Source organism: Shewanella acanthi (genome assembly GCF_019457475.1).
Classification (GTDB): domain Bacteria; phylum Pseudomonadota; class Gammaproteobacteria; order Enterobacterales; family Shewanellaceae; genus Shewanella; species Shewanella acanthi.
The window spans coordinates 4,008,343-4,029,760 of record NZ_CP080413.1; the positions used below are offsets into that span (position 1 = coordinate 4,008,343).

The following is a 21,418-nucleotide window of genomic DNA, read 5'->3' on the forward strand; positions in this document are numbered from 1 at the left end:
TTTAGCGGTTGTTCTCTAACAACCACAACCCTACGTATTTGTTAAAGTTTACCTGTGCATAGGTCATTGCCATAATAAAACCAACCCGTCCATCCAAAAAACCAAGTCGCAACACGTAAATTTGGAAAAATGTCCAAAATCCTCGCATCAATGCCAAAGTTAAGCCGTAAGATTTTTTACCTTTACGATGATACTTTTGCGATCCCAGCCAAGCATACTGTGCCGCTTTATCTAAGCCATGACCATAATCACGGTGAGTGTAATGCAACAGTAATCCTTTTAATTGGCCTATTTTGCCTTCTACAGGAATAACCGTTTCATGTACCTCATCTAAGGTATATCGAGCCCCCTCCCGCTTAAAGAGTCGTAAGACTGATCGAGCACTTCGACCATACTTTAACGTTTTACCATACAGGGTGACCCCCCAAGGTAAATTAAAAGCAGACTCTTGAATCTTATCCTGCGACAACAATTGCAGTAATGCTGACTGCATAGTGCCATCCAGAGCCTCATCAGCATCAATTGAAAGCACCCAATCACAAGTCGTTTGCTCAAGCGCCCTTTGCTTCTGTTTACCAAAACCAGGCCAATCTGTAACCGTAATTTTGTCTGTATACTGGGCACAAATTTTTAAGGTGTCATCGGTTGAACCACTATCTAGAACGATAATTTCATCCGCAATACCAACAACCGAAGATAAGCATCGTTCTACGCGATCAGCCTCATTTTTAGTAATCAACATTACTGATAGGGAGTGTTTTTTCATCTTCTGATTTCTACCTTAATTTCCAATAACCTAACTTACGACGCAACTTTAAGTGCCGTAATAAATTTAAGGGTTTACACTTCAGCTCAGAAGTCCCTCTATCAATCAAAGTATCAGTTGCCTGCAACACTCGCTGACTCGATAAACCATCTTTGTATGGGTGAACTTGCTCGCAATAATTTTTGATATTTGTCATTAACTCTACAGGGAAGCTCAACGCCTGTTCTAATGACTTTTCTATATCTTCAACATGGTGGATATCGATTAAATGATCTGCAGGTGCACTATTATTAAAAGTAACCACTGGTTTGTTTTGCAGTAAAAACATTTGTAAAACAGATGATGTATCACACAGCATTACATCTGCGGCCTTTAATAAGGGGATAACATCATCCGTTTCAACAAAACATAAATTTTCGTTCTGCGCTTCTTTGTATTGCTTGACTATTTTACTATCCATTTTGGGGTGAAATTGCACCAACCAACGCCAATTTCCTTGCTTAGACAATCGTTGAATTTCATCAAATACAATTGGTGCACAGGTGAGCCGAGGCGAAAATGTTGAGCAAAATAAGACTACCGGCCTTTGGTCTGCTGAATCGATAAAGGGATTATTTTGAATACCTTTAAATAAAGGATCTAATACAGGCCACCCAGTTTCAACAACTGAAAACGTACCAAACTTATCAGCTAGCTCATTGAACTTGTTCGTAGTTGATGGTCCTTGGGTACAATACAAATCAAAGCAGTGCCTAATTTCAAAATGATATTCGCGTCCCTTTCGATTCACCTTTCCAGAATTAAGTCCATGAAAAACCTGAACTTTAACTCCAGGAATAAAATTAGGAACCATATTCCCAGGGACAAAAACTGCATCGGGTTTCCAATGAATAACATCATCAATTGTATTTAATCGTTCTTCATCCACAGCCAAAAATGTAGGATCAACTTCATCGCCCTCCAAAAACCAACGGACTGAATCCCCCCTGTTCTTAATAACCTGTTGAAGAGGCCTAAGAATGGCATAAGAGTAATTTTGTGAAATGTACATTAAGTAACGTTTAGCAGCCATAATAACTCACATTTCAATAAATAATGCCCCGAGTAAAATAGGGATTAATTTGGTGAACTAACACCATTTATCAATGAGTGTTTAAACTCAGTATATTCTTTATTCTTAATGGGAAAACTTTCAATCAATGCAGATTGAATTTCTTTGACTTTGTCTGAATTTATCGGGTAATTTTTTTCAATATCAATTACATCACCATCTGAAAAATCACGTAAATTAAGGTTGATTATTCTATGTTCTCTTAAACCAAATGCTGAGTAATAATCATTAAATTTATAATCGCCTACACCAACATCTTTTGTGGTCATTCTGACATTGGGGATACCTAAAGAATCAGCTGCAATAAGAGCATGCATTGCACTGGCTAGAACATTTTCACATTCAGCTAGTTGCATCATAAATTCTAAAGGCTCTTGTGAAATATCAATAAACACTGAATTTTTAACATTAATTTTACTCAGTAACGGATGATTCTTATCCTTATAGTGAACCACTATGCCAAGTGCATATTTCTTTTTGATATGGCTCGTATCAAAAATGCAGGATGCGAGAAGACCAGGATCTCCGATTGCTAGTTTTTCAGATATCTTGACATGATCCATTTTTTTTAGGACTTCTAGCGTTTTTAATCCTCTTACCGCTTTAACATCTAAACTACGATACAAAGATTTACTCGTCTTCGGCGAATTCATAAATCCAGAACCCCATACAATGGCTGAAGCACTAAATAGACGACGGATAAAACTGAATGGCTTCAAAGCAAGAAACCGTTGAAGCAAACTACCAACAGCTACAATTTCGCATTTTTTTGCGACACAACAACGGATATCTACCCCTGCAATTCTTTCAAACAAACTAGCACTTAATAAGTCACCAAAATTTTTAAAACTAGTAAAATAATATAACTTAACATGCTGTTTATTAGATAATTTATTCACTACCTACCCTTTAACTTATACAAAACAAAGTCAACTAAATAATTAATGTATTTGATCAAACTTCTCTATCACCGCATCAACGCTAATCATTTCCATCAGGTGTTCACCCCTAGCTCGGGTTCCCCATTTCACGTCTCCCTGATGCTGTGAAGCAATGGCCTGATCATAGGCGCTGACCACATATTGCTGTGATAAATAGGGTCCCGTACGACCAGGATTTGAGTGGGCATAAAGACCTATCACCGGTGTGCCTTGAGTTACTGCCATATGCGCAGGCCCCGTATCGGGCGCGAGCACCACGCTGGCGCGTTTTAGAATGGCAAGTAATTGCGTCAGGCTAGTCTTGCCGACGAGGTTTTCTAAGTTCGACGTTGATGCCGCAATGATTTGTTCGGCTAAATTCTTCTCTAGCGCCGTTGGACCGCCGCAGAGGATAACTCGATATCCCTTGGAAGCCGCATGGTCGGCAAGCTCAGCATATCGCTCAGGCAACCAATTACGCTCAGCCTTACTGGCTGCGGCACAAATCACTAATACCTTTTCACCCTCACCAATTTGCTCTGCGGCAAAAGCAGTATCAGCCTCAGGTACAGGGATATTCCACTGCGGCGTTAAATCTTTAACGCCTAATGCCTTGGCAAATCCCATAAAACCTTCAAGTACATGTGGCTGCCCTAAAGGCTCGACTTGGTGATTAGTTACCAACCATTGGCCTTCTTTCGCGCGAGCACGGTCAAAGCCAATGCGCACCTTAGCTGAAATCGCCAGTGATGCTAGCGTCGCCCGCAGCGCGACCTGCATATGCAGCAGCACATCGAAACGTCGCCCCTTTAAGGCATCACGTAAATTGAAGTAACTACGCCACCCTTTGGACTTATCAAAGATTACGAATTCAATGTCCGGCAAATGCTTAAGCAGTTGATATTCCACTTTGCCGATCACCCATGTAATTTTAAGGTGGGGATATTGCCTTTGTATCGCCTGCACCATAGCGACGGCATGACAAACGTCGCCGATGGCCGATAGCCTAAGCAAACAGAGGGAGTTCATGGTATTAGGATCTAAACTCAAGCGATTAGCTCTTTAAGGTTATTTAGCGCAAGCTGAGGATCTTAATGTAGAATGGCCCTAGGTTCCACGCTTAAGTCAACAAATCCTCCATGAGCTCACAATTGAACATAGTAAAAACGCCTGAGGGCTATATTGCTCTTTGCCAGGATACGCCTTTAGAAATCACGCAGGAGTGGTTTTCGGTGGATTTTTGGCGTGAAAAAGCGGCCGTTGTGGGTTCATCTAAGGGACGCTACACCACATGGTTCGTGGAGTCTAATGGCAACCAATGGGTGTTACGCCATTACTGGCGCGGCGGTCTAATGGGCAAATTCAGCAAAGATGCCTATATGTATACGGGATTGGAAAACACCCGCGCTATGGGCGAGTTAAGATTGTTGGATATTCTCTATCGCGAACACTTTGCCGTACCTAAACCCATAGCGGTGAATATAGTGCGCGACTCTATTTTTTACCGCGCCGACATCATTATTGAGCGGGTTGAAGGTGCCGAGGATCTGGTCGCTAAATTGTCTAAGGGCGCGATGAACGAGCAACAATGGCAGACCCTAGGCGCCTGTATTGCTAAGTTTCATCGGCGCGGAGTTTACCATGCCGACCTCAATGCCAAGAATATTCTGTGCCAACCAGCAGAGGTAAATGGAGAAGAGTGCTTTTACCTTATCGATTTTGACCGCGGTGAGTTAAGAACACCAAACCAAGGCTGGCAACAGGCTAACCTCGATAGACTCCTGCGCTCCTTTAACAAGGAACAGGGTAAAGAGCCCAATCTCGCTTTCACCCCAGATAATTGGGCTGCGTTAGTAAAAGGTTACCAAGGTTAACGTTATCAGGCTGACATCTCGCGACTTAACGCTTAGCAGTTTGCGCCTTCTCGGTTTTCGCTTTCTCAGTTTGCGCTAGTAGGGATTCCACCAGCGCAAATTGTCGCTGCACCGCACCACGGTTTGCGGCAACCACCTTAAGCCCAGCTTGTGCCGCATCTTTCCTTAGTACAGGAGATTCGAAATAGTGGATAAGGTCCTCAGCCAGTTCCTTTGCGCTAGCGACGATTCTTAGGCTGCCAGCCTCATTAAGCATCTGCGTGATTTGCGCAAAGTCCCTATGGTTGGGCCCCACCATAACAGGCACAGCCATCGCCACTGGCTCTAACGGATTATGACCACCATGAACAATTAATGAGCCGCCAACAAACGCCTGATCCGCTGCGCCATAAAAAGTTAAAAGCTCGCCCATGGTATCGCCCACCAGCACTTGGGTATTGGCAGATAGCTCCCCTCCCTCACTGCGGCGCACAGACTCAAACCCTTTCCCGGCAACGAGTTCGGCTAATGCATTAAATTGTTCGGGGTGACGCGGCGCCATAATCAATAGGGCATCAGGCCACTTAGCCAGCACCAGTCTATGGGCGGTTAACACAGCGTCAAATTCACCGGGGTGAACACTGCCTGCCACCCACACGGGAGCAGCATCGCGCCCCCAACTGAGTCTTAACTCTTTGGCAGCTGCAATGCGCTCGGCGCTAATAAATAAATCGAACTTTAAACTGCCACAGACAGTGACTTTTTCAGCGTCAATTCCGAGATCAATAAAACGCTTGGCTTCATCTTCGCTTTGCACTGCAATCAAATCTAACGCCTGCAACATAGGCTGGGTGAGTTTTGGGTATTTGGCATATTGCGCTGCTGATTTAGCCGAGAGTCTTGCATTGGCGAGCATCAGGCCCACGCCACGTTTTGACGCAATGGCAAGTAAATTGGGCCAAAGTTCAGTTTCCATAATGACCATAGCGCGCGGCGACAGCTGAGATAAAAATCGTCCAATACACAGTGGTAAATCGAATGGCAGATAACAATGCTGTACTGTATTACCGAAGGCCTTTCGCACCTCGGCAGAACCCGTTGGACTTGTCGTTGTGACAGTGAGCTTAAGTTCAGGATGGGTTTGCAGAATCTGCCGAATAAGTGGAATGGCCGCTAAGGTTTCGCCCATGGAAACAGAATGGATTAACAAATCCGTTTTATCTAAGCGACTTAAACCAAATCGCTCGCCCCAGCGGCCACGATAATCCGGGCTCTTAATAGCGCGAAAGGCTAAATACACGATAAGTAGTGGTGACAAAAGATAAAGCAGTGCACTGTAAAGAAATCGATTCATAAAATCGTGCTGATGAATTTTGCCTGTTGAATGATGGCAATGTTAGCATAATATATCCAAGCGACTTCAAGATACGAGTTTCAGAGGTTTTTTGGATAGACAAATCGTATTGAACTGTTGTTCTGTCGAACATAGAACTAACGCGATTCGAATTAGGGATAATTTACCAGTAGTGAAGCCATGGTTGATTGACTCTAGTAATCAACTAGCTCGCTTTACTGACCACTTGGAACACGTATGAAAACCCGCGACAAAATCATCTATGCTAGCCTTGAGCTATTCAATGAGCACGGCGAAAGAAATATCACCACCAATCATATTGCCGCCCATTTGAATATGAGTCCGGGAAATCTTTATTACCACTTCCGCAATAAAGAAGACATAATTCGTTCTATTTTTGACCAATATGAAAGCCATCTCGAATCTGGCTTTAAAATCTACGAAGGTGGCCAAGCCAGTATCGAGCATTTAATTGGTTACTTCGATGCCATGTTCTACACCCTGTGGCAATTTCGTTTTATGTATGCCAACTTGGCAGACATTCTGGCCCGCGACGAAGATTTGAAAAAGCGCTATCTTCATGCCCAGCAACAAGTTCTGACCCGCTCCAGCCAAGTACTAAATAAAATTCGTATCGATGGTTATTTAAATATCGCCGAGGATAAGGTTACCCAACTGGCCGACACCATTAAAATGCTGGTTACCTTCTGGATTAGCTACCAACTTACTCAATCAAGCGCTTCTACCATCACCAAGGAAATCCTCTACGAAGGCGTACTGCGGGTATTGATGATTTTCCAAGCATACTCTACGACGTCATCGCAGCCGATCTTCAGTCGCCTTGAGCAACATTACCAAGCCCTCGCCCAAAACCCTGCGGCTTAAGCCTCTCTTTAGAGGAACTCGCATCCAGAATCCAACTCAAAATGAGAACATTTTGGATGTGAGCGACTATCATCTAATCAATGCCAAACGGGCTAGACTTAATTAATCCAACAGCCCATGTTAAGCATTAGTTTTTATAATGTAAAAACCCCTGTAGCCCTAAACTAATTTATCCTTCTAGGTCGCATGAAAAAAAGGCTGTAGGCCAATTGGGTTTAGCGTTAGAATGCCGCCACTCCCAGAATCAGAATAAAGTTAACTAAGGAGATATCAGGTGGCTTCTACCTCATTCTACGCCCAAATTAATCAACAGCTTGCAGACGTTAAAGCAGAAGGTTTATACAAAAGTGAGCGTGTAATTGCCTCACCGCAACAGACCGCCATTCAAGTAAATCACCAAGAAGTTGTTAACTTTTGTGCCAACAACTACTTAGGACTAGCCAACCATCCTGAACTCATCAAAGCGGCCCAAAACGGCTTAGACAGTCACGGCTTTGGCATGGCGTCGGTACGCTTTATTTGTGGTACCCAAGATATCCACAAACAACTCGAAGCCAGCCTAAGTGAATTCCTCGGTATGGAAGACACGATTCTGTATTCTTCTTGCTTCGACGCCAACGCGGGTCTGTTCGAAACTCTGTTAGATGCCGAAGATGCCATCATCTCCGATGCCTTAAACCACGCTTCTATCATCGACGGCGTGCGTTTATGTAAGGCTAAGCGTTTCCGTTACGCCAACAACGACATGGCGGATTTAGAAACGCAGCTAATCGCCGCAAAAGAAGCAGGCGCACGTAACATTTTAATCGCCACCGACGGCGTATTCTCAATGGACGGCGTGATTGCCAACCTTCAGGGCGTGTGTGATTTAGCCGATAAATACGGCGCGTTAGTGATGGTTGACGACTCACATGCCGTCGGCTTTGTCGGTCAAAATGGCCGAGGTTCACACGAACACTGTGGCGTGATGGGTCGCGTTGACATCATCACCGGCACTCTAGGCAAGGCCTTAGGCGGTGCATCGGGCGGTTTCACTTCAGGTAAAAAAGAAGTCATCGACTGGTTACGTCAACGCTCACGCCCTTACTTGTTCTCTAACTCATTAGCGCCATCTATCGTGACCGCGTCTATCCATGTGTTAGAGATGCTGAAATCAGGCCAAGCGCTGCGCGAAGCAGTATGGGAAAACAGCCGTTACTTCCGCGAGCAAATGTCGGCGGCGGGCTTTACCTTAGGCGGCGCAGACCACGCGATTATCCCAGTGATGATTGGCGATGCCAAACTGGCGAGCGATTTTGCCAACCGCCTATTGGCAGAACACATTTACGTTATTGGCTTCTCATTCCCTGTGGTTCCAAAGGGACAAGCCCGTATCCGTACTCAAATGTCAGCCGCGCACACTCGTGAGCAGCTAGACAAAGCGATTGAAGCCTTTACCCGTATCGCTAAAGAAATGGCGATTATCTAGGGCGTATTGACGTTTCAGGGTTATTTTTGCAGCAATTTGGCTGGTGTTTATGCAAGGCAAAGTCCGTGCCGTGTAGTTATTCTACATAAACGGACGATAACGTAGCAGAAACGTCAGCCAAACGCTGCCCGAAGGGTTCGTCTGGCAAGCACTTACTCTTTGTCACTCGTCATTTGAGTAGAATAACTACACGTCATTCCTCGCTTCGCGAGTACGAGCTTGCCAGAACGAACAAAATTTAATCTCGAAACACCAATACGTCCTAGGACTCTACAAAATGAAAGCACTAAGCAAGTTAAAAGCCGAAAAAGGTATTTGGTTAGTCGATGCGCCTAAACCTGAAATGGGCCACAACGATCTGCTGATCAAGATTAAAAAGACCGCGATTTGCGGCACCGACATGCACATTTATAACTGGGACGAATGGTCACAAAAAACCATTCCTGTACCTATGGTCGTTGGCCACGAATACGTGGGTGAAGTGGTTGGCATCGGTCAAGAAGTTCGCGGTTTTAACATTGGTGACCGCGTTTCTGGTGAAGGTCACATCACCTGTGGTCACTGCCGTAACTGCCGTGCGGGTCGTACCCATTTATGCCGCAACACCTCAGGTGTCGGTGTAAACCGCGAAGGTTCATTTGCTGAATACTTAGTTATCCCAGCGTTTAACGCCTTCAAAATCCCAGACGATATCAGCGATGATTTAGCCTCTATCTTCGACCCATTCGGTAACGCTGTGCACACTGCGTTGTCATTCGATTTAGTGGGCGAAGACGTGTTAATTACAGGCGCTGGCCCAATCGGTATTATGGCTGCGGCCGTATGTCGCCATGTTGGTGCTCGCCACGTGGTGATCACCGATGTTAACGAATACCGTTTAGAGCTGGCCCGTAAGATGGGCGCGACTCGCGCGGTTAACGTTGCTAAAGAAAACCTGAAGGACGTAATGGCGGAACTCGGCATGACCGAAGGTTTCGATGTGGGTCTGGAAATGTCAGGCGTACCAACGGCGTTCCACGCGATGTTAGACACCATGAACCACGGTGGCAAAATCGCCATGCTGGGTATTCCAGGCGGCGAAATGGCGATCGACTGGAGCAAAGTGATCTTCAAAGGTCTAGTGATCAAAGGCATTTACGGCCGTGAGATGTTCGAAACTTGGTACAAGATGGCAAGCCTAATCCAATCTGGCTTAGACATTTCACCTATCATCACTCACCACTACAAGATCGAAGATTTCCAAAAAGGCTTCGACGCCATGGGTTCTGGCCAATCCGGTAAAGTGATTTTAAGCTGGGATTAATCTCTCAGAAGTGTCACCTATTAAAACAAGGGGCTGTACACATGCAGCCCCTTATTGCACACTTATCCCAAGGTAATCCTACCTCTGCAATTTCAGGTTTTATTATGTCTTCCTTTAAACACTTAAGCGTCAACCAATTAGTGCAAATGACCGAGTCTAAGTCAGTACAAATCGTCGATATTCGCGATGGTAATAGCTTCAGCAACGGCCATATCGCTGGCGCAGTTAACTTAAATAATGACAACTTGGCGCAATTTATCAGCCAAGCGGACATGGATAGCCCATTAGTGGTTGTGTGTTACCACGGCATCAGCAGCCAAACGGCCGCGCAATACCTGTGTGAACAGGGTTTCGATGATGTTTACAGTCTCGATGGTGGCTTTAGTGCATGGCATGAGGCCAATGCATGATAGAAATTGGTCGACTCCCCAATAGCAGAGCCGCGCAGGCCTTCGTCGATTACCTCAAAGGTAAACAGATTGAGTGCCAAGTCCAGCCGCTAATGCAGGGAGTCGCCATTGTGGTGACCCACGACAAAGATGCCGAGCTTGCCAGCAAAGAGTTTGCCCACTTCATCGCTAATCCATACGAGAACAAATACCTACAAGCCTCTTGGGAACATGGCGATACTGAAGCCAAACTCGATTATGGCGCGCCATCACTACAACTTTTCAGCCAATTTATTACTGGCGCAGGCCCACTCACCCTCGTTATTTTTGCTCTTTGTACACTGATTTATGCCGCCATGAACCTTGGTTTTGGCGCGCCAGTTTACGAAGCGCTTTCCTATTTTGGTGCGGTGCCAGACACGAGTACGGTCCAGTTCTGGCGAGTGTTTACCCCTAGCCTGCTGCATTTCTCCGCCATGCATATCATCTTCAACCTATTATGGTGGTGGTACTTAGGGGGCAGAATTGAAACTCGCATCGGCACCACACCACTGCTGATATTGCTAGTCGTCGCGGGGACACTGCCTAACGTGGTTCAGTACTATGTGACTGGCCCAAACTTTGGTGGACTCTCGGGCGTGGTGTATGCCGTCGTGGGATACACTTGGGTAATGGGTCTTCGCAAACCCAGCGCAGGGATTGGCCTACCCCCTTCCTACATGGGCTTTATGATGCTGTGGCTGGTATTAGGCTTTACCGATTTCTTAGGGGTTTCTGTCGCCAACGGCGCCCATATTGGTGGTTTGTTGATTGGCTTAGCCCAAGGTCTATTTGATAGCCGTAAAAAATAACGCGATAACTGAAACCAGCATTTGCTAAAGCCAAAATGAAACCGATTTAATTGCCATCAGTGATAGTGACCGTGCTGGTTCCAAGGCAGATATCACCTTAAAACACCCCATAAAATGATGCCCCAACAAAACTGGGGCATACTAATCAGTCCACCAGCAACTTATTTACTGGCTAACTCTAATACCTTATGCACTAGCTTTTCGATACCCGAATGTGCTTCTGCGATATTACCCGCCAACATATAGGCAGGAGTACTCACAATGTTGTGGATCTCATCGACAACAATCTCATGAACTGTCGCCTCTTGATGGGCGCCACCCATTAAATTAAATGCAGCAACGGTATCAATGTCATTGCCAATCGTGCCCTTAGCGCCGTGGCCGTAGAGGCGCGGGATCATCATAGGTGCGATGCACATAAAACCAACTGGCTTTTTAGTTACAATAAACTCATTAATAAAATCAGTGACTAATAGGTTAACTTCGCATTCACTGCCGTTAGTAGCGAAGTTGCACAAATTTTTCGCGGCCCCAAAACCACCAGGCACAATCAGCGCATCAAAGTCATGTACATCTAACTCAATTGTGTCCTTAACATCGCCCCGGGCAATACGAGCCGACTCGACTAAAACGTTTCGGGTCGCTGCAGCATCAACCTCTCCGGTAGCATGATTAACAACATGCATCTGATTGATATTGGTTGCAAAACACTGATATTGCGCCCCAGCTTTAGCCAAAGATAATAAGGTTAAAACCGATTCATGGATCTCTGTTCCATCGAAAACACCGCACCCACTGAGTAATACTGCGATTTTTTTCATTAAAAATGCCCTTCTTATGTCATTTGGTTTTAACAAACTAGAAACAAATGTGTTGATCTGATTAAAAATCATGCTAACTTAGTTCGTCGAATCTGATGGACGGTCAAAATTAAGCCAGCTAGCAGATATTTTACGGAGACAATAAAAAATCCACAAATCAGGATGATTTTTCAGGAAACTTTATCGAACTCACACAATTTTTTAAAAACAATAATAATCAACAACTTAAAAATATCGCACCAAGCCGTAATCATCGCCATAATTCACAGTTGACTTTTTCACTCACAGACTTATCCACAGGCTGAGAGTCAATTTGCCGTGGCTGAAAAACCACTTCTGTGGCATGCTTACCGCCATCTACGTCATCGATAAACGAAAATTACTTATGCCTACCATTGCAAATAACCCACTTGTCCTTGTGGATGGATCTTCCTATTTATATCGCGCTTATTATGCGCCTCCTCACCTGACAAACTCAAAGGGCGAAGCAACTGGTGCTGTATATGGCGTAGTCAACATGCTACGCAGTTTATTATCCCGCTATCAACCGAGTCACATCGCCGTGGTATTCGACGCCAAGGGCAAAACGTTCCGCAATGACATGTATAGCGATTACAAGGCTCATCGCCCACCGATGCCCGATGATCTACGCTCGCAAATCGAGCCCCTGCACCGCATTATTCGCGCCTTAGGTCTACCCCTAATTTCAATCCCAGGCGTTGAGGCCGACGACGTGATTGGCACTATCGCCCGTCAAGCCAGTAGTGAACAACGAGCAGTACTCATCAGCACCGGTGATAAGGATATGGCGCAACTGGTTGATGAACATATCACCCTGATCAACACCATGACAGATACCATCATGGGGCCTGCTGAAGTCACCGAAAAATTTGGTGTTGGCCCTGAACTGATTATCGATTTACTCGCTCTAATGGGCGATAAGGCCGATAACATTCCGGGTTTACCTGGAGTAGGCGAGAAAACCGCACTCGCCATGCTTACCGGTGCCGGTGGTGTAGCAAAGTTATTGGCTGAGCCAGAAAAAGTAGCAGAATTAGGCTTTAGAGGCTCAAAAACCATGGGCGCCAAGATCATCGAAAATGCCGAAATGCTTGAGCTGTCCTATGCGCTTGCTACCATCAAAACCGATGTTGAGCTTGAGCAGGATTGGCATGAACTGACCGTCAAACCAGCCGACCGAGACGAACTAATCAAATGCTACGGTGAGATGGAATTTAAGCGCTGGCTCGCCGAAGTGTTAGATAACAAAGCTCCTAATTCTGTAGCAGTGCCAAGCACAGCGGTGGAAACTCAAGAAGACGTAACGCCAGCGGCCAACATTGAGACCCACTACGAGACGATTCTAACCGAAACACAGCTAGATCAATGGATTAGCCAGCTTAAGCAGGCACCGCTCATAGCTGTGGATACTGAAACCACCAGCCTCGACTATATGCAGGCGCAATTGGTTGGACTGTCATTTTCAATTGAAGTCGGCAAAGCAGCCTACCTTCCTGTAGCCCACGATTATGTTGGCGCGCCAACACAGCTAGACAAACAGTTAGTGCTAGAAAAGCTGCGCCCGATTTTAGAAAATCCTGAAATTAAAAAAGTCGGCCAAAACATTAAATACGATATGAGCGTGCTGGCAAATGCGGGCATCAAGCTTCAAGGTGTCGTCTTCGACACTATGCTCGAATCCTACGTGTTTAATTCTGTCGCATCCCGCCACGATATGGACGGCCTGGCGCTCAAATATTTAGGCCATAAAAATATTGGCTTTGAAGACATCGCAGGCAAAGGCGCTAAGCAATTAACCTTTAACCAAATTTCACTAGAGACCGCTGCGCCCTATGCGGCAGAAGATGCCGATATTACCCTGCGCTTACACCAACATCTGTGGCCAAGAATCGAAAAAGAAGACAAGCTAGCTGCAGTATTTAGCGATATCGAACTGCCGCTTATCCAAGTGCTATCGGATATCGAGCGCCAAGGTGTGTTTATCGACAGCATGCTACTGGGCCAACAAAGCGATGAATTAGCGCGTAAAATCGATGACCTTGAAACCAAGGCCTACGAGATAGCCGGCGAGAAATTCAACTTAAGTTCGCCAAAGCAGCTGCAAACCCTATTTTTTGAGAAGTTGGGTTATCCGGTTATTAAAAAGACGCCTAAGGGCGCACCTTCAACTGCCGAAGAAGTCTTAGTGGAATTGGCATTAGATTATCCACTGCCTAAGGTCATCCTTGAGCACCGCAGCTTAACCAAATTAAAGAGCACTTATACCGATAAACTGCCGCTGATGGTTAATGCAAAAACGGGTCGTGTACACACAAGCTACCATCAAGCCAACGCGGCAACGGGTCGCTTATCATCGAGCGAGCCTAACCTGCAGAATATTCCGATCCGCAATGAAGAGGGTCGCCGTATTCGCCAAGCATTCATTGCCCCACAGGGTCGTAAGATTCTCGCTGCGGACTATTCACAAATCGAACTGAGGATCATGGCGCATCTCTCCCAAGATGACGGCCTACTCAAAGCCTTTGCCGAGGGTAAAGACATTCACCGCGCTACCGCTGCCGAAGTTTTTGGTACCGACTTTGAAGACGTCACGACCGAACAGCGACGCCGTGCCAAGGCCGTTAACTTTGGTCTGATTTATGGTATGTCGGCCTTCGGCTTAGCCCGTCAGCTCGATATTCCCCGTAACGAAGCCCAAAGTTATATCGACACTTACTTTGCCCGTTACCCAGGCGTATTGAGATATATGGAGGAAACCCGCGCCAGCGCCGCCGAATTAGGCTATGTTTCCACCCTCTTTGGCCGTCGCCTCTATCTGCCAGAAATTCGTGACCGCAACGCCATGCGTCGCCAAGCTGCAGAGCGCGCCGCGATTAACGCCCCGATGCAAGGCACAGCGGCAGATATCATTAAAAAGGCCATGATCAGCATTGCCGATTGGATAAAAACCGAAACCAAGGGTGAAATCACCATGATCATGCAAGTTCATGACGAACTGGTATTTGAGGTCGATGCAGATAAAGCAGAAGAGCTAAAACTCAAGGTTTGCCAATTAATGGCCGGCGCAGTGCAACTCGATGTTGAGCTGTTAGCAGAAGCAGGACTTGGCGATAACTGGGACGAGGCGCACTAATCTCAGTTTCGCTTAATTTCAAATATTGAAGGGCTTATTCCGCAGGGATAAGCCCTTTTTGTATATCCAACCCTATTACGGTGAGAAAACACTCCATAACTCATTCATCTATTAATAAGAAGATTCGATAGCCATCAGCCAAAGCTAAGCAATTTCTCTTCATTCGTTCGGTTTTCACAACAAATGGCGTTTATCCACCCAGTCGCCACCCGTAAAAAATCATCATTCCTAGTCAGTTTCGTACCTAAAAATCAATAATCATGGCAATTCAGAGAGTTAATTCGTGAATTATGAAATTTTTCGATCAAAATCAGTCGCTTTTTCAAACAACTATTGAGACCAAACGCACATTATTATCACTTTTTGAAAAAAACTGTTTCCTATTTTAAGATAAATGACGTATTATTCTCTGCGTAGGGTACAGAGGTTAAGATGTTCTATCTTTCAGACCTTTATTTCACTTAAAGTGACGAGCCAAATTCTGGCGCCCCAGCAACTTGCTTGCTGGGGCTTTTTTTTGGCTTTTTTTCAACATGAAATAATTTCTAGAGTAATTACTTTAAATAAGATTTAAATCGATGTATGCTGTACTCATTGAGAACCATTGAAGGTCATTCGATGGTGCTTGAGTCTTGTTGAATTTAGCCTCTCCCCAAAAGAGCTAAAATTTCGGCCGATAGCAAATGTTATCGGCTATTTTTTTGCTCTAAATTAATGAATTAACTGATGGAATATGGCGATACTGCGGGAAATAAGGCTCATACAGCCAACTAGCATAGGACAGCTAGTCGACTGCGTAATAGGAGGGATTAGTCTTTTGAAGACTCTTCATTGGCCAGCCACTGTGGGTGGCACCATTCATTCAAAATACTTAGCACCTTAGGTTTGCCCGTACCCTTAAGCGCTGAGAATGGTTCCACTTGAACCCAGTCACCGAACTCGACTAGCGCCTTACGCACTTCGTTCACGGTTTTCATTTTGGCACTTTGCGCAAGTTTGTCGGATTTTGTTAGCAGAGCTAGCACAGGGATCTCACTCGCCACCGCCCACTCGATCATCTGCATGTCTAAGTCTTTTAATGGATGACGAATATCCATTAACACAACCACACCGCTTAAACAGGCGCGCTTTTGTAGGTACTCGCCCAGTGAGTGCTGCCACTTGAGCTTCATCGCCAGTGGTACCTGAGCAAAACCATAACCAGGTAAGTCAACTAAGCGGCGCTGAGCATCTAATTCGAACACGTTAATCAACTGAGTACGACCCGGAGTTTTACTGGTACGCGCTAAGTTTTTCTGCTCGGTTAAAGCATTGAGTGCGCTTGATTTACCAGCATTGGAGCGGCCAGCAAACGCAATTTCAACACCAACATCACCGGGCAGATATTGATCCAAATGTGCAATGTCTGGTGCACTGATTAAAAATTTCGCCCTGCGAAAATCGATTTGAGATTCGGTCACTATTTACTCCAAATATTTTAGTGCGCATTACCATAATTTAAGAAGATTTGCTTACTTTTCCACGTTTTCGTGTAAAATATTACTCCGATCACACAGATACACCTTTTACCACGCTTGCTTAACACAATTGCGAGCTCAGGATAATAATCTTAACTAGAAGTTGGAACGCCATGAAAAAGTTAGCTTTTGCGCTGTCTGTTGTAGTTGCCGCCATATCTTCACCAGTTATTGCTGAAGGTAATGCTGAAGCGGGAAAAACCAAAGTTATCGTCTGCTCTGCATGTCACGGCATGGATGGCAACAGCATGATCGACATGTACCCAAAACTTGCGGGTCAACACGAATCTTACCTCCAAAAGCAACTACATGATTTCCGTAGCGCCGCGCAATCGGGTGGTAAGGACGGCCGTATGGATCCTATCATGAGTGGCATGGCAATGCCTCTAAGTGATCAAGATATTCTGGATATTAGCGCCTACTTCTCTAGCCAAGCAATTCAAACTGCTGATGTTAAAGATGTTCCAGAGTTAGGAGAAAAACTCTACAAAGGTGGCGATGTGGCTCGTGGGATTACCGCCTGTTTAGCCTGTCACGGTCCTGAAGGCAAAGGCGCCGAGTCAGCCGGTTTCCCTGCGCTAGCAGGGCAACATGCTAACTATATTAAAATTCAACTGACGAAGTTCCGTGACACCAGTCGTCATAATGATCTCAATGGTATGATGCAAGACGTCGCTAAAAAGTTAAGTGACAGCGATATTGATGCACTGTCTAAGTATCTATCCAGCCTAAAATAAGTTTGAGTCAATAAAGGGTGCTAAGCACCCTTTTTTTACCAATCAAAGTTTACGTTGACGTAAACTGAGGCGACTTTGGCTTGACATAGATCACGTATTTGGTTTTAATATGCCCCGTACCGAGATAAACCCATCTGTTTGTATAAAAAATTTAATCACAACTCACAGATTTCGGTATGTTTAACATTCAAGATATAAGAATAAAGATACTTAATAACAATAATACGATTAAGACCACTCTCTAATAATAACAAGAGTCGTGATTTCGCTTTGAAGTCCAGGTCAGTACACTTTTGTAGGGGATGGCCGATAACGCCAGTTTGCAATAGCAAATTCAGCCTTACACTCAAGGGAGCTTGCCCCACTAGAGAACAGTCAGAATGATTCAGACTGTGGCAAAAGAAGCTAAAAACTTTGGATGCACTGGTTGGACGCTAGTTATCATGGGAAGGTACTTTTAAGTAACATGGATGGTTAACTTAACGTCAGTGAAGACGCTGCTTAGTGATGAGTCTTGAGACCATCTACGGAAACTGTGGTCAGGATGGCGACAGTAATTAATTAAGTGTCTGGAAGACCGATAACGAGAAAAGTGCAGGGAAAGCATTAAAAAAAAGAAGGATACCGACCGGGAAAGTCGCATAGCAAGTACGGATACTTGGAATCAGAATAAGGTGCGCATTGTACCGATTGTGAGGCGGCAGTTTAACTGCCGCCTTTTTCTTTAGCATTTTCCAGCTTAATTCCACCTTCCTAAAAATGTGCACTTGGGCAATATAATTGTTACAATCAAGGCCTTAATACTTTTCTTGATGACTCAATGCGCAGATGTCCCCTTTGTCAAAATACTCAAACAGACTTGCTACTGCAGGATAAAAAACGCTGTTTTTATATTTGTCAGACATGTGGACTCGCATTTGCCGACGCTAAAAGTCATCTCCCCCCAGCCGCTGAAAGACAACGTTATGGCCGCTCACGCATAGCCTCAAAGCAGCGTCAATTATCCCAGTTTATCCTGCCCTTTCTTGAACAAATGCAGCAACATCAAAAAGGGAGTCTCATTGGACTGAACTTTGGCCGGATTTTAGACCAAGATAGTCTGATTAGCATTGAACGAGCTGGGCACACGCTTAACCAGTATGACCCTTTCTTTGCCCCCGACCACGAGACGCTAAAGCAGGAATATGATTTCATCTGTTGCTACCGAGTGTTTGAGCATTTTCAATATCCAGTTAAAGAATGGAGCTTGCTCTCCCGCCTGCTGAAACCCAGTGGCTGGCTTGCTATCAGCACGCCTTTATTGGTTGATTTAGAGGGTTTTGCCAAGTGGCATTATAAGAATAACCTCACCCATGTGAGTTTTTATCAACGAAAAACCTTCGAACATTTAGCCCATAATAGCGATTTTGAACTATTATTTGCCGCGAAAGACCTCGTTTTGATGCAAAAAACATCATAATCTGGTATAACAGCCGACCAAATTTAGCACCTTGCCGATGGTATATGCCGAGTCGACAGGGCCACACGTTGTAAACAATTGAGAAAAACATGTCTCGTAGCAAGAAATCACGCAAGGGCGGCGAGAACGCCCCTAAATTACAGCCTCGAGTAAAGAAGCAAGACCGTGCTGTAGTCACGGGTAAGCGCGCAGAAAAGGGCAATAAATCTGGCAGCCGCCACAATGAAGGCATGATCCAGGCTCAAGCGCCGCAACAAAAAGCGGGCCAAAAGAAAGATCCTCGTCATGGCAGTAAAAAACCTGTGCAATTGGTTGTGGCAGCAGCAAACGAAACTGCGGTTGCCTTAGCTAAAGTAAAACAGCCCAAAATGACTGATGAGCAAAAACTGCTGAAATTGGAAGAAGATCCAAGATTAAACCAGTTACTCGACATGCTTGAAGAAGGTCGCGACCTGAACGATGCAGATCAAAAATGGTTAGATCAGCAACTCAACAAAATTGAAGCGCTCATGGTCAAACTGGGAATTAGCGATGAGCTAGAAGAGGAGGCACCAGCTAAATCCAAAGCTAAAAGCGACTCAGATGACGATCTGTTCGACCGCTTTGAATCCGGTGCTGAACTACTGAAAGATTATCAAGACAAGTTTTAATTGCCTGCTGTAAGCATAAAAACAGAGTCTTTATGGCTCTGTTTTTCTAGGGTCTGACTAAGGAGTATTCGTGTCTACCACTCTTATTATTCTCGGCTTTATCATCATTGTAGCCCTCAGCAGTTACGCCACCTTTCTGCTCCTCAAACTTAAGCAACAAACCCAGCGCCAACAAGCGATTGTTGCCGAACGTGATGCGACTGCTAATGCAAAGCGTGAGCAAGTGTTAGAGGATATTCGCTATATCGCCTTAGCGATGATTGAAGACCGCTGTGAAGTGTCCGAAGGTGTAGTTCGTATCGGGCGATTGTTTGAAATATTGTCCTTGAGTGAGCGTGTTGCGCCAGAGTTTCCAGGACTTTTTAAACATTTTGAGCTAATCAAAGATCATCCCATTATGGAGGCCCGCAAGGAACTGCCAAAACAACAGCGGATGAAGCTCGATTTTGTGCGAATGAAGTCAGAGGCCGAATTAGCTGATGCTATCAGCGAAGATGCCAAGAAGCTTTCAACCTACCAACTTAAAGCAACACACTAGCAATTTAACAAGCCTCGAAACCCACGTTTGGTGTTTCGAGGCCAGTATCACTTCCCTCCTTCCTAAGCTAGATTCTCCCGTGAGCCTGCGCACAAAACCTCCAAAAACCAACTGACATTCGTCTACTTTTCATAGATATTGCGTAACTTCTAAAAAGACAGAGATCAATTTTACAACCTAGATCAAGGTTATTTAAGTTAGAACCTTGCATACTTCGTTTGTTGCTAATTTACCCTCGGAGGACACGCCTTGAAGCAGCCCACTCAGATAAGCTGGGATCAGTCGATGATCGAAAAATATAACTACAGCGGTCCCCGTTATACGTCTTATCCAACGGCGCTAGAGTTCGACGACTCATTTACAGAACAACACCTATTAACTGCCATTGAAAACAGCAAGAGTGACAAACTCTCGCTGTATATTCATATCCCGTTCTGCGCCAAACTTTGCTATTACTGTGGCTGTAATAAAGTCATTACTCGCCATGCCCATAAGGCAGATCAATACATCGAGTATCTCAGCCATGAAATCATTAAACGTGCTCCGCTTTTCAAGCACTATAGCGTGACCCAAATGCACTGGGGCGGCGGTACGCCAACCTTCTTAAACCCTGAGCAAATCCTAAAGTTAACCGCGCTAATCAAGGCTAACTTTAACTTTGCCGATGAAGGCGAATTCTCAATTGAAGTCGACCCCCGCGAGATTGAGCTTTCAATGCTCGATACCTTGAAAGAAGCCGGCTTTAATCGTATTTCGATTGGGGTGCAAGACTTCAACAAAGAAGTGCAAGTGGCCGTAAACCGCGAGCAAGACGAACAATTTATTTTCGATTTGATGGCCAAAGCCAAGGCTATGGGCTTCGTATCGACCAACATCGATTTAATCTACGGGTTGCCGCATCAAACACCAGAGACCTTTGCAGCGACTATGCAGCGCGTGCTTGATCTGTCACCGGACCGTCTGTCGGTGTTTAACTATGCCCACTTGCCAGCACGTTTTGCGGCGCAGCGTAAGATTAAAGATGAGCATTTACCGTCACCTAAACAAAAACTCGATATGCTGCATCAAACCATAGAGACCTTAACCGGTGCGGGTTATCAATATATCGGCATGGACCACTTCGCGAAGCCAGATGATGAGTTAGCTAAACTGCAACGTGAAGGCAAACTGCACCGTAACTTCCAAGGTTACACCACCCAAGAAGAATGTGACCTATTGGGTTTAGGCGTGTCATCAATCAGCCAAATTGGCGACTGTTACGCCCAAAACCAAAAGGACATTCGTCCATACTACGAAGCAATCGATAAAGACGGTCACGCCCTGTGGAAGGGTTGTAGCTTAAACCGTGATGATGAAATTCGCCGCGTAGTGATTAAACAGCTGATATGCCACTTCGACTTAGATATGGCAAAAATCGATGCCAAACTGGGTATTAACTTCGAAGAGTACTTCGCCGAAGATTTAAAACTGCTGCAAACCTTCATTGACGATAAATTAGTTGAAGTAACAGATAGAAAAATCACTATTAGCCCAACGGGGCGTCTATTGATCCGTAACATCTGTATGTGCTTTGACCTTTATTACCGTCAAAAGGCGCGCCAGCAACAGTTCTCACGAGTGATTTAAGCTTTCACACTCCAAT

The 21,418-nt window shown here is 45.1% G+C and carries 19 protein-coding genes; 12 read left to right on the forward strand and 7 right to left on the reverse strand.

Going from position 1 to position 21,418, the window contains the following annotated elements:
- Nucleotide 1: 1 nt before the first annotated feature.
- From K0H61_RS17180 to K0H61_RS17195, 4 genes are read right to left on the reverse strand one after another with little or no spacing between them, the layout of a single operon-like run.
- On the reverse strand, nt 2-766 hold the full coding sequence (locus tag K0H61_RS17180) for a glycosyltransferase family 2 protein (RefSeq protein ID WP_220050669.1): 765 nt from the start codon (nt 764-766) through the stop codon (nt 2-4).
- 10 nt (nt 767-776) lie between these two features.
- Complete coding sequence (locus K0H61_RS17185; RefSeq protein ID WP_220050670.1) at nt 777-1,838, reverse strand: CDP-glycerol glycerophosphotransferase family protein; 1,062 nt, start codon at nt 1,836-1,838, stop codon at nt 777-779.
- 44 nt (nt 1,839-1,882) lie between these two features.
- Nucleotides 1,883-2,776 carry a polysaccharide pyruvyl transferase family protein gene (locus K0H61_RS17190; RefSeq protein ID WP_220050671.1) on the reverse strand — a complete coding sequence of 298 codons (894 nt, stop codon included), beginning with the start codon at nt 2,774-2,776 and terminating at the stop codon, nt 1,883-1,885.
- Nucleotides 2,777-2,818: 42 nt separating this feature from the next.
- Entirely contained in the window at nt 2,819-3,847 is a 1,029-nt protein-coding gene (locus tag K0H61_RS17195; RefSeq protein ID WP_220050672.1) for a glycosyltransferase family 9 protein, read from the reverse strand.
- 89 nt (nt 3,848-3,936) lie between these two features.
- Here K0H61_RS17195 and K0H61_RS17200 point away from each other — a divergent pair, with 89 nt between their 5' ends.
- Nucleotides 3,937-4,671, forward strand: coding sequence for a 3-deoxy-D-manno-octulosonic acid kinase (locus tag K0H61_RS17200; protein WP_220050673.1), 735 nt, complete (start codon nt 3,937-3,939; stop codon nt 4,669-4,671).
- A gap of 25 nt (nt 4,672-4,696) precedes the next feature.
- Here K0H61_RS17200 and waaA read toward each other — a convergent pair whose 3' ends face one another.
- Nucleotides 4,697-6,004: a lipid IV(A) 3-deoxy-D-manno-octulosonic acid transferase gene (waaA, locus tag K0H61_RS17205; protein WP_220050674.1), complete on the reverse strand. Its 1,308-nt coding sequence runs from the start codon at nt 6,002-6,004 to the stop codon at nt 4,697-4,699.
- Nucleotides 6,005-6,241: 237 nt separating this feature from the next.
- Here waaA and K0H61_RS17210 point away from each other — a divergent pair, with 237 nt between their 5' ends.
- The 5 genes from K0H61_RS17210 to glpG all read left to right on the forward strand — a co-directional run bounded on the left by K0H61_RS17210 (nt 6,242) and on the right by glpG (nt 10,900).
- Nucleotides 6,242-6,889 (forward strand): TetR/AcrR family transcriptional regulator, encoded by a 648-nt coding sequence (locus K0H61_RS17210; protein ID WP_220050675.1) that lies wholly within the window; start codon nt 6,242-6,244, stop codon nt 6,887-6,889.
- Between the two features lie 274 nt (nt 6,890-7,163).
- Entirely contained in the window at nt 7,164-8,357 is a 1,194-nt protein-coding gene (locus K0H61_RS17215) for a glycine C-acetyltransferase (RefSeq protein WP_220050676.1), read from the forward strand.
- Between the two features lie 277 nt (nt 8,358-8,634).
- Entirely contained in the window at nt 8,635-9,660 is a 1,026-nt protein-coding gene (gene tdh / locus K0H61_RS17220; protein WP_220050677.1) for an L-threonine 3-dehydrogenase, read from the forward strand.
- 104 nt (nt 9,661-9,764) lie between these two features.
- Entirely contained in the window at nt 9,765-10,070 is a 306-nt protein-coding gene (gene glpE / locus K0H61_RS17225; protein WP_220052805.1) for a thiosulfate sulfurtransferase GlpE, read from the forward strand.
- A complete protein-coding gene (glpG, locus tag K0H61_RS17230) occupies nt 10,067-10,900 on the forward strand; it encodes a rhomboid family intramembrane serine protease GlpG (protein ID WP_220050678.1) in 834 nt (277 codons plus the stop codon). The genes glpE and glpG overlap by 4 nt, the downstream gene beginning before the upstream one ends.
- A gap of 161 nt (nt 10,901-11,061) precedes the next feature.
- Here glpG and elbB read toward each other — a convergent pair whose 3' ends face one another.
- Nucleotides 11,062-11,721, reverse strand: coding sequence for an isoprenoid biosynthesis glyoxalase ElbB (gene elbB / locus K0H61_RS17235; RefSeq protein WP_220050679.1), 660 nt, complete (start codon nt 11,719-11,721; stop codon nt 11,062-11,064).
- Between the two features lie 385 nt (nt 11,722-12,106).
- Here elbB and polA point away from each other — a divergent pair, with 385 nt between their 5' ends.
- Entirely contained in the window at nt 12,107-14,875 is a 2,769-nt protein-coding gene (polA, locus tag K0H61_RS17240; RefSeq protein WP_220050680.1) for a DNA polymerase I, read from the forward strand.
- An 809-nt stretch (nt 14,876-15,684) separates the two neighbouring features.
- On the opposite strand, the gene yihA is transcribed toward polA, so the two are convergent.
- Complete coding sequence (yihA, locus tag K0H61_RS17245) at nt 15,685-16,335, reverse strand: ribosome biogenesis GTP-binding protein YihA/YsxC (protein ID WP_220050681.1); 651 nt, start codon at nt 16,333-16,335, stop codon at nt 15,685-15,687.
- 170 nt (nt 16,336-16,505) lie between these two features.
- On the opposite strand from yihA, the gene K0H61_RS17250 reads away from it, so the two are divergent.
- The 5 genes from K0H61_RS17250 (at nt 16,506) to hemN (ending at nt 21,402) form a co-directional block, all read left to right on the forward strand.
- On the forward strand, nt 16,506-17,129 hold the full coding sequence (locus K0H61_RS17250; protein WP_220050682.1) for a c-type cytochrome: 624 nt from the start codon (nt 16,506-16,508) through the stop codon (nt 17,127-17,129).
- A gap of 820 nt (nt 17,130-17,949) precedes the next feature.
- Nucleotides 17,950-18,588 (forward strand): class I SAM-dependent methyltransferase, encoded by a 639-nt coding sequence (locus K0H61_RS17255; protein ID WP_220050683.1) that lies wholly within the window; start codon nt 17,950-17,952, stop codon nt 18,586-18,588.
- 89 nt (nt 18,589-18,677) lie between these two features.
- Nucleotides 18,678-19,238, forward strand: a complete 561-nt coding sequence (gene yihI, locus K0H61_RS17260; protein WP_220050684.1) for a Der GTPase-activating protein YihI — start codon at nt 18,678-18,680, stop codon at nt 19,236-19,238.
- Between the two features lie 70 nt (nt 19,239-19,308).
- Nucleotides 19,309-19,776 (forward strand): DUF2489 domain-containing protein, encoded by a 468-nt coding sequence (locus tag K0H61_RS17265; protein WP_220050685.1) that lies wholly within the window; start codon nt 19,309-19,311, stop codon nt 19,774-19,776.
- A 249-nt stretch (nt 19,777-20,025) separates the two neighbouring features.
- Nucleotides 20,026-21,402, forward strand: coding sequence for an oxygen-independent coproporphyrinogen III oxidase (gene hemN, locus K0H61_RS17270; protein ID WP_258405977.1), 1,377 nt, complete (start codon nt 20,026-20,028; stop codon nt 21,400-21,402).
- Nucleotides 21,403-21,418: the final 16 nt, after the last annotated feature.

Coding starts and splice junctions, on each gene's coding strand:
- K0H61_RS17180 (WP_220050669.1), bottom strand. CDS start 766: ATGAAAAAACACTCCCTATCAGTAATGTTGATTACTAAAAATGAGGCT.
- K0H61_RS17185 (WP_220050670.1), bottom strand. CDS start 1,838: ATGGCTGCTAAACGTTACTTAATGTACATTTCACAAAATTACTCTTAT.
- K0H61_RS17200 (WP_220050673.1), top strand. CDS start 3,937: ATGAGCTCACAATTGAACATAGTAAAAACGCCTGAGGGCTATATTGCT.
- waaA (WP_220050674.1), bottom strand. CDS start 6,004: ATGAATCGATTTCTTTACAGTGCACTGCTTTATCTTTTGTCACCACTA.
- K0H61_RS17210 (WP_220050675.1), top strand. CDS start 6,242: ATGAAAACCCGCGACAAAATCATCTATGCTAGCCTTGAGCTATTCAAT.
- tdh (WP_220050677.1), top strand. CDS start 8,635: ATGAAAGCACTAAGCAAGTTAAAAGCCGAAAAAGGTATTTGGTTAGTC.
- glpE (WP_220052805.1), top strand. CDS start 9,765: ATGTCTTCCTTTAAACACTTAAGCGTCAACCAATTAGTGCAAATGACC.
- glpG (WP_220050678.1), top strand. CDS start 10,067: ATGATAGAAATTGGTCGACTCCCCAATAGCAGAGCCGCGCAGGCCTTC.
- elbB (WP_220050679.1), bottom strand. CDS start 11,721: ATGAAAAAAATCGCAGTATTACTCAGTGGGTGCGGTGTTTTCGATGGA.
- polA (WP_220050680.1), top strand. CDS start 12,107: ATGCCTACCATTGCAAATAACCCACTTGTCCTTGTGGATGGATCTTCC.
- K0H61_RS17250 (WP_220050682.1), top strand. CDS start 16,506: ATGAAAAAGTTAGCTTTTGCGCTGTCTGTTGTAGTTGCCGCCATATCT.
- K0H61_RS17255 (WP_220050683.1), top strand. CDS start 17,950: ATGCGCAGATGTCCCCTTTGTCAAAATACTCAAACAGACTTGCTACTG.
- yihI (WP_220050684.1), top strand. CDS start 18,678: ATGTCTCGTAGCAAGAAATCACGCAAGGGCGGCGAGAACGCCCCTAAA.